The 12,832-nt window shown below is 61.5% G+C and carries 12 protein-coding genes; 9 read left to right on the top strand and 3 right to left on the bottom strand.

Features of this window, described 5'->3' with window-relative positions:
• The first annotated feature begins 2 nt into the window (after positions 1–2).
• From AC1RTP_RS16705 to AC1RTP_RS16695, 3 genes are all read left to right on the top strand, one after another.
• On the top strand, positions 3–1,715 hold the full coding sequence (locus AC1RTP_RS16705; RefSeq protein ID WP_498608760.1) for a ShlB/FhaC/HecB family hemolysin secretion/activation protein: 1,713 nt from the start codon (positions 3–5) through the stop codon (positions 1,713–1,715).
• Positions 1,716–1,835: 120 nt separating this feature from the next.
• Positions 1,836–4,025: an NHL repeat-containing protein gene (locus AC1RTP_RS16700; RefSeq protein ID WP_498608759.1), complete on the top strand. Its 2,190-nt coding sequence runs from the start codon at positions 1,836–1,838 to the stop codon at positions 4,023–4,025.
• A gap of 12 nt (positions 4,026–4,037) precedes the next feature.
• Complete coding sequence (locus tag AC1RTP_RS16695; protein ID WP_498608758.1) at positions 4,038–4,787, top strand: substrate-binding periplasmic protein; 750 nt, start codon at positions 4,038–4,040, stop codon at positions 4,785–4,787.
• Here the strand turns inward: AC1RTP_RS16695 and AC1RTP_RS16690 are convergent, their stop codons facing one another.
• A complete protein-coding gene (locus tag AC1RTP_RS16690; protein ID WP_498608757.1) occupies positions 4,788–5,087 on the bottom strand; it encodes a putative quinol monooxygenase in 300 nt (99 codons plus the stop codon). It lies immediately after the preceding gene.
• Positions 5,088–5,194: 107 nt separating this feature from the next.
• Between AC1RTP_RS16690 and AC1RTP_RS16685 the strand changes: the two genes are divergently transcribed.
• Positions 5,195–6,151: a GlxA family transcriptional regulator gene (locus AC1RTP_RS16685; protein ID WP_498608756.1), complete on the top strand. Its 957-nt coding sequence runs from the start codon at positions 5,195–5,197 to the stop codon at positions 6,149–6,151.
• Between the two features lie 2 nt (positions 6,152–6,153).
• Here AC1RTP_RS16685 and AC1RTP_RS16680 read toward each other — a convergent pair whose 3' ends face one another.
• Entirely contained in the window at positions 6,154–8,571 is a 2,418-nt protein-coding gene (locus AC1RTP_RS16680; RefSeq protein ID WP_498608755.1) for a CehA/McbA family metallohydrolase, read from the bottom strand.
• A 223-nt stretch (positions 8,572–8,794) separates the two neighbouring features.
• Complete coding sequence (locus AC1RTP_RS16675) at positions 8,795–9,238, bottom strand: universal stress protein (RefSeq protein ID WP_498608754.1); 444 nt, start codon at positions 9,236–9,238, stop codon at positions 8,795–8,797.
• Between the two features lie 100 nt (positions 9,239–9,338).
• Here AC1RTP_RS16675 and AC1RTP_RS16670 point away from each other — a divergent pair, with 100 nt between their 5' ends.
• From AC1RTP_RS16670 to AC1RTP_RS16650, 5 genes are read left to right on the top strand one after another with little or no spacing between them, the layout of a single operon-like run.
• The gene (locus AC1RTP_RS16670) at positions 9,339–10,355 is read left to right on the top strand and encodes an ABC transporter substrate-binding protein (RefSeq protein WP_498608753.1); all 1,017 of its coding nucleotides are present in this window, start codon (positions 9,339–9,341) and stop codon (positions 10,353–10,355) included.
• Entirely contained in the window at positions 10,352–10,933 is a 582-nt protein-coding gene (locus AC1RTP_RS16665) for an SCO family protein (RefSeq protein WP_498608752.1), read from the top strand. Before AC1RTP_RS16670 ends, AC1RTP_RS16665 begins: the two co-directional genes overlap by 4 nt.
• A complete protein-coding gene (locus AC1RTP_RS16660; protein WP_498608751.1) occupies positions 10,930–11,367 on the top strand; it encodes a cupredoxin domain-containing protein in 438 nt (145 codons plus the stop codon). Before AC1RTP_RS16665 ends, AC1RTP_RS16660 begins: the two co-directional genes overlap by 4 nt.
• On the top strand, positions 11,355–12,113 hold the full coding sequence (locus tag AC1RTP_RS16655; protein ID WP_498608750.1) for an ABC transporter permease: 759 nt from the start codon (positions 11,355–11,357) through the stop codon (positions 12,111–12,113). The genes AC1RTP_RS16660 and AC1RTP_RS16655 overlap by 13 nt, the downstream gene beginning before the upstream one ends.
• Positions 12,103–12,831, top strand: coding sequence for an ABC transporter ATP-binding protein (locus AC1RTP_RS16650; RefSeq protein ID WP_498608749.1), 729 nt, complete (start codon positions 12,103–12,105; stop codon positions 12,829–12,831). Before AC1RTP_RS16655 ends, AC1RTP_RS16650 begins: the two co-directional genes overlap by 11 nt.
• Position 12,832 lies beyond the last annotated feature (1 nt).

Raw genomic sequence — 12,832 nt, 5'->3', positions numbered from 1 at the left:
AAGTGCAGAAACATACAAAAAACAGCCTGGCCCTGGCCATCCTGAGCGTTCCGGCCATCGTATTCGCGCAGGCTCAATCCGTGCCTGACGCCGGCCGCATCCTCGAACAGAACCGTCCGCCGGCGCTGGTGCGCCAGCCCGCTCCGAGCGGAAAAGTCGTGCCGGACGCCGCGCCCGTGCAGGGCCTGGTGCTGCAAGGCGCGCAGAAGGTGATGGTGCGCCGCTTCGTGCTGCAAGGCGCGAGCGCCTTCTCGTCGGCGGAATTGCAGCAAGTGTTGGTGCCTTACACTGGCCGCGAGCTGACGTTCACCGAACTGCAGCAAGCCTGCAATGCCATCACCGCCTTCTACCGTGAACGCGGCTACTTCGTTGCCAGCGCCGTGCTGCCAGCGCAGGAAATCGGCAACGACGAAGTGACGATACAGGTCCTGGAAGGCCGCATTTCCAAGGTCACCATGGTGCCCGACGCGAACGTGCGCATGCAGCCTGAAATTGCGCGCCGCTACCTCGATGCCTTGGTGCCGGCTGGCCAGCCAGTACAGGAAGATCGCCTTGAGCGCGCCCTGTTGCTGACGCAGGATTTGCCAGGCATGGGCGCCCGCGCTGAATTGAGCAAAGGGCAGGGCCTGGGCGAATCGGAGCTTGCGGTTCAATTGACCGAAGGCCCGCTGGCAAGCGGCACGGTTAACCTGGATAACTCCAGCAACCGCTACACCGGCGCCACCCGCCTGTCAGGCAACGTCGCACTGAACGACCTGGGCGGACTGGGTGGCCAGCTCTCGCTGCTCGCCTCCACCGCCGGCGATGGCTTCCGCTACGGCCGCGCGGGCTATGTCGCGCCGGTTGGCGACAGCGGCCTGAAATTGGGCGCCGCGTTCTCGCGCCTGCGCTACAAGCTGGGCGAGGAATTCGCTTCGCTCGATGCGCACGGCACCGCCTCCGTGTCGCAAGTAATCGCTACCTACCCGCTGCTGCGCTCTCGCAGTACCAATATCCAGCTGCGCAGCGGCTTCGACGACAAGCGCTACGAGAACTTCGCCAACGGCGCGCAGACCAGCGACAAGCACGTGCAAGTGCTGCCGCTGGCCGTGACCTTCAGCCGCCAGCAGGAAGACGCCATGACCCAGGCCAGTCTGGAGCTGAGCCTCGGCCGCCTGGACCTGGGCGGTAATACCGCATCGCTGGAAGCCGATGCCGCCGGCGCCCACACCCAGGGACGATTCAGCCACCTGGCCTACGCGCTGGGCCGCTACCAGCGCCTGGCGGGCAACCTCGGTTTGCTGGTGAATGCCAGCGGCCAGTTCGCGTCCAGCAACCTGGAATCGGGCGAGAAGATGTCGCTGGGCGGCCCGGGCCGCGTGCGCGCCTATCCAGCCGGCGAAGCTAGCGGCGACGAAGGCCACGTGCTGATCACCGAACTGCATTATGAATTGCCGCAATGGCGCACCGACCTGGCAGCCTTTGTGGACGTTGGCCACGTGCGCCTGAATAACGGCGTGTACGCAGGCGCACTCGCGGCCAATGGTCCCGGCAACAACTACACGTTGAAGGGCGCCGGCCTTGGCGCAACATGGCGCGCAGCCAATGGCGCCTCGCTGCAGCTGCAGGTGGCGCGCAAGATCGGCTCCAATCCGGGCGCCAACGCCAAGGGCGAAGATGGCGATGGCAAGTCCTCGAAAGTACGTGCCTGGTTCAATGCTTCTCTGCCGTTCTAAGCTGTCAACCTAGTTAATTGATAGTCCGCTGTCCCTGCTAAATACAGGCTTTCCTGTCAATGTTGCTGAAATCCCTGGCAACCGTGATACTGGAATGCTCCATCACAGGCAGGGGCGGCCATGAGCAAATTTCATCATATTACGCATTACGGTGAACTCGTTATGCCGGGCACCACGGCGCGCGGCGAACTGCCGGACGACTTCACCATGAATTCCCCGGTCGGCATTGCGCGCGACCATTACGACCATGTCTGGGTGTGCGATACCGGAAACAGCCGCCTGCTGGTCTTCAGCGCCAACCTCGACACCCTGCTGCACGTGATCGATACACCCGGCGAGGGCAGCGAGCAGGCGCGCCGCCTGATGATGCCTTTCCATCTATGCCCGCATCCCGAACAGGACCTGATGTACTGCACCGACATGGGCAATGGCCGCGTGGTGGTGTTCGAGTACGATGAGCACACGGTGGACTTCCAATTCGCATTCGGCGATGCGGCGGACGGCATCAACGGCGAGGGCTTCGAGCCACTGAGCGACCCGAATGGCATCACCATCGTGAAAGAAACCGGCGGCGAGCATTTCGTCTACGTCTGCGATGAATTCTTCCACACCAAGAAAGATGACCGCAGCCGCTGCGTGAAATTCACGCCGGAAGGCAAGTTCGTGCTGCAGTTCCGCACCGTGGACGATGCCAACAGCACGCACGACCTGCTGTGGCCGCAAGGCCTCGCATCCGACTCGCACGGCAACCTGTACCTGGCCAACACCGGCCACTACGAAGTGCTGAAGATCGACACGGCCTGGCCGATCAAGGACGAACGCGTGAAATGCCCGGGCGAGACTTCGCTGCTGCACAGCTTTGGCAACCCGGCCGGCATCGGCAAGTTCAACGTCATGCGCTCGGTATGCGTGATTGACGACCGCATTTTCGTCCCGGGGCAGGTGGAAGACTCGATCACGATCTACGACACCGAAGGCAAGCTGCTGACGGTGGTGGAGGGCATGCTGCCGCTGTGGAACCACAAGCCGCAAGCCATGCACTCGATTTCGGACCTGGTGTACGGAGCGCTGGAAGACGCGGTGTTCGTCGGCCCTTACCAGATCTGCGCCGCTGCCGATGCCAACGTCTACTATGTGACCGAGCCTTTCGCCTCCACCGTGCTGAAAATGCGCATCGCGCCGGACCGCGACGGCGGCGACCAGGATGCGATCCTGCTCGATGCGGTCGGGCACCGCCGCGACAACACCACCGTTAAAGCCGCCACCTCGCAATTCAACTGCATGACGGCCGTGATCGGTGTCGATCCCAAGCGCGCCGGCAGCGGCACCTTGCCGCAATCTAATTGGATCGATAACTGGGCCACGGCCACTGCCAACATCTACAAATACTGGTATGACCAGCTTAAGCACCATGCGCGCCTGGACCCGCTGGCGCAAGCCGCGACGTCTTCCTACAACATCGATTCCGGCAACTGGTGCATGAAGACCTTCGACACGGCGGCCGACCCGATCGCCCAGTTGCAGGACATGATGCGCGGCTTCTTCACGCCGGGCGGCCTGGCGATGGCCGTTTACTATCCATCGCAACCGCTGCTGGGCCAGATCTGTCCCGGCACGCCGCTGGTTTTCGTCACCAATTTCAATGCCTGTACGGTGTCGATGTTCCAGTTTGGGCCTAACGGCCATCTGTTGAACTACGGCCTGCCGTTTGGGCGCGAAGGCCTGGGCGGCAACGGCACGCTGAAGGCGCCGCAGGGACTGGAAGTGAACAGCCACGGCGAAATCTACATCGCCGATTCGCTGAATAACCGCATCTCGATGTGGCAATTGCAGCCTTCCGGCCTGGTCTCGTTTGTCAAAAATTTCCAGTGGGTGGAAAACGACAAGCCGTTGTCCAGTTTCGCGCCTTGCGATGTGGCGATTGACGCCCAGGACCGCGTCTTCGTGTGCGACCAGTTCAATAATTGCATCCGCGTCTTCGACCGCGAGGGCAAGAGCTTGTGGAGCTATGGCCGCGCAGGCTACTGCGACGACCTGGAAAAGGATGCTGACAAATTCTACCTGCCGGCCAGCCTGTGCGTCGACCAGGAAGGGCATTTGATCGTCAATGACCTGGTCAACCGCGCATTGAAGGTCTTCCGTATTGGCGAGGACACGCTAGAATACGTAACGGGAGAGCTTGTATTTAAAAAGTACCCCGAAGTCGGCGGCGTGTGGATGCCGTTCTTCATATATGCGCGCGACCGTCGCGTGTATGTGCCTGACACCACCTTCAACGTCGTCAATATCTACGCCTACCAGCTGGAGTGACGGAGGTGAGCCATGTGGCGAGGTTTGTTGGCTGGACTGCTATTGGTTGGCGCCGCGCAGGCGGCCGACAAAAAAACCTTCTCCGTAGGCGTTGAGGATTACAGGAACTGGCTGCCGTATTCCGAAGTCCGGAATGGCGTGTACGGCGGCCTGGGAAAAGACATTCTCGACGCCTTCGCCAGGCAGATGGGCTACACCTTCATCTACGAACCTTATCCCCTGAAACGGCGCGACCGCCTCTTCGTCGATGGACAGGTTGACCTGGCCTTCCCGGATAATCCGAACTGGGTGGTCGAGATGAAGAAGGAACTGAAAATCAGCTACGCACCGGTACTGGAATTTACCGACGGCGTGCTGGTGCGGCCGGAATACCTGGGGCGCGGCGTGGGGCGCTTGAAAACCCTCGGCATCCCGCTCGGCTTCACGCCTTACCCTTATCAGCAGTTGATGTCGGCCGGTTCGCTGCGCATCGAAGAAACCGCCGATTACGACGCGCTCTACGAAAAGCTGATCATGCGCCGAGTCGACGGCGCCTACATGAATACCCGTATCGCACGCCATTACTGGACCCAGATCCGCAAACTGCCGCATGTGCCGGTGCTGTACGACCCGGACCTGCCGCATGCTTCCGGCCAGTGGTACCTGTCCTCGCACAAGTATCCCAAGCTGGTGGACGAATTCCGCCGTTTCATGCAAACCAACAGGGCGGAAGTGGAGGAGCTGAAGAAGAAATACAACTTCATCTCCTCCGACGACCAGTGATTACTGTGCTTTCAGGCCCAGCACCTCGATCGGTTCGATGCTCGGCGGCGTGGCAAACAGCTCGGGCGCCTGCGCCATCAGGGCTTGTGCAATCGGGCCGTTCAGGTGGCCCTGGCGCGCGTCTTCGGTTTCAAACGCATCGAACACACCGAACACGCGCTCGGACAGGCGCAACGCGAACCAGTATTTGGTGCCCGGTTCCTGCTTGGCCAGCGTGAGGCCGGTGTGCAGGAAGTCGGCGACGGCGGATTCTTTGCCTGGCTTGGCTTCGAAACGGGCGAACAGTGCGTACTTGATCATGGCTATCTCCTTGTTGGATTGATCGCGAAACTGCGATGGAGAGACTTTACCGGCGCCGCGATTGCCGTTAAATTGGCGAGATTGACAGCTTTGGTATCAATCGAGCCATGAATATCACCGTGCTTGTGCTGGACGGCGTTTTCGACACCGGCCTGGCCGCCGTGCTGGATGCCTTCACCACGGCCAACGAGCTGGCGCCCATGCTGGAGTCGCCGCAGCCGAACTTCCATGTCACGCTGGCGGGCCTGCGCCCGGCCGTACACAGCGCGCAGGGCATGGCTTTGCCCATCGTGCCGCTGGAATCCGTGCCAGCACCGGACCTGCTTATCCTGCCCGCTATCGGCCACAAGATGCCGGCGCCATTGGAAGCCGCACTGGCGACAGTTGAAGTGGGCGAGGCCTGCGCAGCGCTGCGCGGCCTGGCCGAACAAGGCGTGCGTATTGCCGCCGCCTGTATCGGCACCTTCGTGCTGGCGGAGAGCGGACTGCTGGATGGGGAAGAGGCGACGACGACCTGGTGGCTTACGCCCATGTTCCGCCAGCGTTATCCTTCGGTGCGACTGGATGCGCAGCGTATGGTGGTGTCATCGGGACAGTTCATCACGGCGGGTGCGGCCCTTAGCCACCTGGACATGTCGCTTGCCCTGATCCGGCAGGCCAGCCCGGAACTGGCGGCGATGGTGGCGCGCTACCTCGTGGTGGATTCGCGTCCGGCCCAATCGTCCTATGTGATTTCCGATCACCTGGCGCATGCCGACCCCCTGGTAGCAGGCTTCGATCGCTGGGTAAGGCAGCATCTGGCGCAGGGATTCAACCTGGAAGCGGCGGCTGCCGCGCTGGCCACCAGCAAACGCACGCTGGCGCGGCGCATGCAGGAGGTCTTGGGCAAGACGCCCGTGAATTATGTGCAGGATTTGCGCATCGAGCGCGCAGTCCACCTGCTCAAGACCAGCGGCCAGAATATCGACCGCATCGCCGAGCAGGTGGGCTATCGCGACGGCGTGACATTGCGCACGCTGTTGCGGCGCAAGCTTGGCAAGGGCTTGCGCGAGATACGCAGATGACCTTACTGCACGTTCAGCGTAACGTCATCCACGATGAAGGAAGTGGCCACCGACGAACCCTCCACGCCCTCGAAGTAGATGCGCACGGTCTGGCCCTTGTACGCGCTCATGTCGAAGGTACGCTGCACATAGCTCGTACCCTTGTTCAGGTTCGAGTAGGTCGCCAGCGTCGCCAGCACGGCGCCGCTGCTGCTGCGTACCTGGACTTTCAGCGTATCGTAAGCCTGGGTGGTGGTGGTTTCCGCCGAATCGATCATCAGCCAGAAGGCCAGGCTGGCGGTGTTGGCGGTGGCAGGGATGCTCACTTGCTGGTAGAGCGTATCGGTGTGCGCGCTGCCGTAGCCATTCAGCCATGCCTTCCAGGTGCCTGCGTGTGCCGACTCGGAAGCGTCGTTGGTGATTACGCCGCTGCTAGCGGTCCAGTTGGTGGCGCCCGATTCGAAACCGCTGTTCAGCACCAGCTGCTGCGCAGTCACGTTGTTCACGCTGAAGTTGACCGCAGCGGAAGTAGCGCTGTTGCCGGCGGCGTCGAATGCTTTCGCGGTCAGCACGTGGCTGCCGTTGGATACGCCGCTGGAGTTGAAGGCGTAGCTCCATGGCGAAGCGGTGTCCGTGCCTTTCAGTGCACCGTCCACGTAGAACTCCACCTTGGTCACGCCGACGTTGTCGCTGGCGTTGGCGCTGAAGGTGATGGTGCCGCTGGTGCCGCTGCTGCTTGCGCTCACGGTCGGCGCGGTGGTATCGCCGCCACCGCCTGCCCCCTGGGTTACCCACACCGGCGCCGACCACAGGATATTGCCGTCGGACTGGGTCACCTTGGCGTAGTAGAAGTGGGCGCCATCGGCCGGGGTAATCGTGGTGTTCGCGGTAGACGCGAGCAGAGTCACGGTGCCGTTGCGGCCAGGGACGCCTTCATAGATTTCCGAGGTTGACACGGTCTTGCCGCTGCTGCTGGAGAAGTTCGCCACCAGGTTCAGGGTGCCGGTATTGTTGAAGCGCTCGCCCATCATATGGCCGTTGGCGGTCAGAACCAGTTGCGAAGTCTTGTCCATGGTCGCAAACACACGGCGGGCGCGGATCGCGTCCATGAAGGCGGTGGTGCTCAGGGCAGTGCCGTTTGGGATCAGAACGCCGGTACGGTTGGTGTAGGACGCGCCCCAGTTGGCGCAGTGGTTGTCCTGGTCTGTGCTGAAGGCGACGTGGAAGCCTGCTTCCAGCGCTTTCTTGCAGGCGCCTTCGTAATTGCTGCGGCTCGTTTCGGTCTCGGTGGTGTTGGTCGAGAAGGCGGAAGTGTTCATCACTTCGCACATCGCCATGGCCTCGTCGCCGTCTGCCGTGTAGCCAAGCGCCACGCCGTTGACCAGGAATTGGCCGCTGGTCGATGGGTGGTTGAACTGGCCCAGCCACCCGCGCTGTTTCATCAGGGTGTACAGGCTGGCGTAATCGTTCTTGGCGGTGTACGTATCGGCGAGCAGTTGGCCGGAGCTGTTGCTCTCCCAGCCCAGAAGCTCGTTCGAGTTGAAGATGTTCATATGGCCGCCATTGGAAATGACGCCCCATTCCATGCCGTAGATCGCCAGGAAGTCAGGGTTGGCGGCATTGAAGTTCGCTGCCATGCTCAGGCCGGACTGGTACAGCGCCTTGGCCGTCGCCGGATTGGCGGAGGTGTTGGTGGAATCCGAACCGTCGTACATGTGGTTATGCTCGGACGCCATCAGGAAGTCCAGGCCATGCGCCTTGGCGTAGTTGAACGCGTCGGTCGGGCTGTAGGCCGCCGATTGCGGATTCTGTGCGCCGGTGCAGCTGGACAGCGCGCCGCCGCCGTCACTGTGGTTTGTCTGGCTGTGCAGGTTGCCGAAGTAGACGGTGTAGGGCAGGGAGGATGGCGCGGCGGCCATGGCCATGATGGCTGGGGCATCGGCGCTGGCCTGCTGCGGCTGTGGCTTTGGCTGGCCGATGGCGATTTCCCATTCCTGTGTTTCCACTTCGGCTTCGGGTGCGGCCAGGCGGCGCAGTACCGCATCGGTGCCGGATGCGATACCGCGCTGGGTATCTTCCGACATGGCGCGCAGGCGTGCCTTGTATATGCCGCTGGCCAGCGCGTTACGGCGGTTGCGGCCGGCCCATTCAACGTTGACGGACACGGGCTTGTCTTTCAGTTGTTCGACGCCGGTCCAGCGTTCGACCACATTACCGTTAGGTGCGACCACTTCCAGCACCCAGCTGACTGCCTGTGCCTTTTCTGCGTGAGGGAAGCTGAATTCGAGTTTAAAGCTGCGCGCCTCGTTGGCGCCGGCGACAGCGCGGTAAGGCGCGTGCAGCGTGGCTTCGAATTCCTGGTGGTCGGCGGTGGACGCCTGTGCGGTACCGATAGTGGCCAGCGCTGCGGCCAGTGCGAGTTTGCGAAGTGCGAAAGTCATGGTTTTCCCCGTGCTGTGATAGTTGGCGAGAATATGCAGCAGCACGGTACGGCGGACAAATACGGAAATCCTTGGCGATTAAGACGAAGGCCTTATATACCGGTTTGAATTGTCCCAATTTAAACAAGACGTCCGGATTGTCCGAATTTGCATGACTAGTGTGACGGAACGGTCATAAATCTCCTAGCGATGGTGTTTGCGGCTGTGGCGTATTAGCCGCAGCTTACTGTGGCCGGAACACCAGCACCGGCACCGGAGTATTCAACAGCACGCGATGCGTTTCGCTCCCCAGCAACACGCCGCGCACGCCCTTGTAACCATGAGTCGCCATCGCGATCAGGTCGCAGCCGTAGTCGATCGCCGTCGCAACGATAGTTTCGAAAGGCTGGTCGGAACGGCGCTGCACCACGTCGCACGGCACGTTGTAGTCGTTGGCGACCTTGGCCACTTCATCCAGCACGGCTGCCGAATGGACTTCGCTGTCCTTCAGGTAGACGCCGCGTGTGTCCTCCAGGATTTCCGGGTGGTAGGTGAAGATGTGGAACTCCGGGATCACATGCAGGGCAGTGACGCGCGCCCCGGCTTCATGGGCAAACTTGATGGCAGAATGCAGGGCGGCGCTGGACGCCGGCGATCCGTCGGTCGGGAAGAGGATATGTTTGAACATGGCTGGCTCCCATCGGGTTGATATAGGCAGTTTCCGCGCCGTGAGGGGGCCTTGCCATGACCTGGGTCAAGTTTCGATTTGGTAGTGCTAGAATGTTCAGATGCCAACCTTGACCGAACTTGAACATTTCCATCGCAGGCGCCAATTGCTGGGTGGTGCGTTAGCGCTACCGGCCGTGGGACTCGGCGGCGCCTTGCTGCCATCCCTGGCCCGTGCGGCCGATCCCCTGGTGGTGGGCGGCCTGCCAGTTACCTGCAACCTCACGCTGCCAGTCGCCTGTAGTGCGCGCGGCGACGTTTTCGAGTACAGCAAATACAGCGGCTGGCCGGAGATCAAAGAATCCCTGATGACGGGCCGCATCCAGGCCGCCTACATGCTGGCGCCCCTGGTAATGGACCTTGCCGACAAGAAGATCCCGCTCAAGATCGTTTCGCTGGGCCACCGTTCGGGCGCCGTGATCATGGTGCGCACCGATTCGGCCTACAAGCGTTTTTCCGACCTGCGCGGCAAGCGTATCGCCATTCCAAGCCGCTTTGCGGTCGACTTCCTGTTCCTGCGCAAGATGCTGGCGCGCGAGAATATGTCGCCTAAAGACGTGCAAATCATCGAGATGGCGCCGCCAGACATGCCGGCCGCACTATATGCCAACGCGGTCGACGCCTACTGCACCGGCGAGCCATTCGGCGCCGCGGCCCAGAAAGCCGGCTATGCACGCCCGCTGTCGATGACCCGCGACGAGTGGCGCAACTATATTTGCTGCGTGCTGACCGTGCGCGAAGAATTGATCAAGTCAAACCGCCCACTGGTGCAGGACCTGGTGAACCACGTGCAGGCCGCAGGAAACTGGCTCGACGCCACGCCGGCGAACCGCGCCAAGGCCGCCAAAATAGCCTCCACGCGTAAGTTCTTCAACCAGGATCCGAAAGTGATCCAGTTCGTGATGGACAATCCGGCCGACCGCGTCACCTACGGCGACTTGCGCATGATCCGTTCGGAATTCGATGAGCTGATGCAGCTCTCGATCGAAGCCGGCACCCTCAAGCGTCCCGTGGCCTATGAGACTTATGTGGACGAGAGCTTCGTCAAGTCCATAAAACCTGTCAGCATCGCCCTATGATCCAACGCAGCCTGTTCGCACTGCTGCTGGCCGCAGCGGGCCTTGCCCACGCCGCAGATAAGCTCAAATCGGGCACCTTCGATCCGCCCCGCATGGCGCCGCAGATCGCGCAGAAAGCCGCCGACGGCAAGGATTTCGCGCTCGATAAATACCGCGGCAAAGTGGTGGTGCTGGAATTCGGCTACACCAGCTGCGCCGACGTATGCCCGGTTTCCCTGGCGCTGCTGAAGCAGGCCCGCGAACGCCTCGGCCCACTGGCCGATAAGCTGCAGGTGGTCTTCATTACCGTCGACCCGCAGCGCGACACTGCGCCGAAGCTGAAGGCTTACCTTGAGCAGTTCGACCCGAGCTTCGTCGGGCTGACTGGCAGCGAAGCGCAGATGGCCGCCATCCGCAGTGCCTACGGCATCTCGGCGACGAAGAAAATGGTCGAAGGCAGCAAGACCGCCTACACCATGGGTCATTCGTCCTACCTGTACTTTATTGATCCGCAAGGCAGATTGCGCGCGCTGATGCCGTTCGGCCGCCCGGCAGACGACATTGTGCACGACGTGACTTTGCTGGCGCAGGGCAAATGAAGCGTCGGCTGGCCGTCATTGTCTTGCTGCTGACAGCCGCCGTTGCGGGCGCGCTTGGCTGGGCCGCGTACGCGCCGATCCAGGCAGTCTCGCGCGACGCCCTGTTCGAGATCCCCAAAGGTACCTGGGCACGCCGCATGGCGGGAGAGAAAGCGGAGATCCTTCCAGACACCATCACGCTGGTGCTCGGCGTGAATGACGTTCTCCTGCTCCGCAACAGCGACACCGTGCCCCAAATCTTTGGCCCCGTGCTGATCATGCCGGGCCAGGATTTCCGCCTGCCGTTCGAGCAGGCCGGCGATCATCCCTTCGCCTGCACCGCCCACGCCAGCGGCCAGATGACGGTCGTGGTCAAGGCCACACCGCAAGCTGGCTGGCAGCGGCTGCAATGGCGCCTGCAATTTTTGATATCGAAAGCCGCATGGAAAGACTGAACAAGATATGGCCGCCGCTGGCGGTGCTGGTGGCGATTGTCGCTGTCTGGTGGTACGCGGTCGTCGCCACCGAAAGCCTGATTTTCCCGACGCCTGCGCAAGTGGTCACCGGCACCATGGAGCTGGTGGAGGATGGCAGCCTGTGGGAGCACATTGGCGCTTCGCTGATGCGGGTGGGGATGGGCTTTTCGCTGGCGACCGCCGTGGCGATTCCGATGGGGCTCTGGATGGGACGTGTGGAAGGAGCGTTCCGTACACTGAACCCTGTATTCCAGATCTTGCGCCCGATCTCGCCAATTGCCTGGATTCCCGTGGCTATCCTGTGGTTCGGTGTTGGCAACGCCTCGCCAGTATTCCTGATCTTTATCGCGGCTGTGTTCCCGATGATCGTGCAGACGGCAGCCGGCGTGCATACCATTGAAAAGCGCTACCTGCGTGCGGCGGAAAACTTCGGCGTCTCACGCGCAAAGCTGTTCCGCCAGGTGATTGTGCCGGCCGTGCTTCCGGAGATCATCGTCGGCATGCGCATTTCGCTCGGCGTAGCCTGGCTCGTAGTGGTGGCGGCGGAAATGATTGCGCTGCGCTCCGGACTGGGCTACCTGATCATCGATTCGCGTAACGCAGGCAACCGCTATGACCTCGTCATCGCCGGCATGATCATCATCGGCCTGATTGGCCTGGCGCTGGACGGCATCATGCGTCTGTTGGAAAAACTCAAAGTCGTAAGGTGGCGCTATGGACGCTAAGATTGTCGTCAACAAGCTCAGGAAAAAGTTCAACGCGCTGCCGGTGGTCGACGGGGTCGATTTTTCAATCGCCGATGGCGAGTTCGTGGCGATTGTCGGGCCTTCGGGCTGCGGCAAGTCCACGCTGATGAAGATCGTCGCCGGCTTCGAGCATCCCGACGAAGGTTCTGTGAAGATCGACGGCCATCTGCTGGTCAAACCAAGCCCGAAAGGCATCGTGATCTCGCAGCACGGATCTGTCTTCCCGTGGCTAACGGTGCAGCAGAACCTGATGTTCGGCTTGAATGGCAATGATCATGGCGACAAAGCGGCACTGGCCGATCATTACGCCGAAATGGTGGGCTTGAAGGGTTTCGAGAACGCCTATCCGCACGAGCTGTCCGGTGGCATGCTGAAACGCGCCGAGATCGCGCGTGCGCTAGTGGTCAAGCCCGAAATCCTCTACATGGACGAGCCATTCTCCGCGCTGGACGCGCTGATGAACCTCAAGATGCGCAATGAGCTGCTGCGCGTGCTGGCGGAGGAACGCCACACCGTGCTGCTGATCACGCACGATGTGGAGGAGGCGATCTACCTGGCCGACCGCATCTTGGTGCTCTCGCCGCGCCCCACCCGCATCCAGGCTAGCTTCAAGGTCGAACAGCCGCACCCGCGCAAGCTGTCCAATCCGGAGCTGCAACAATTGAAAGAAGACATCCTCTCGCAACTGGGCTTATAAA

It is taken from the genome of Pseudoduganella sp. GW821-FHT11H04 (assembly GCF_058807935.1).
The sequence above is the reverse complement of the archived record's forward strand: the minus strand, read 5'-3'. Positions and strand labels throughout refer to the sequence as shown.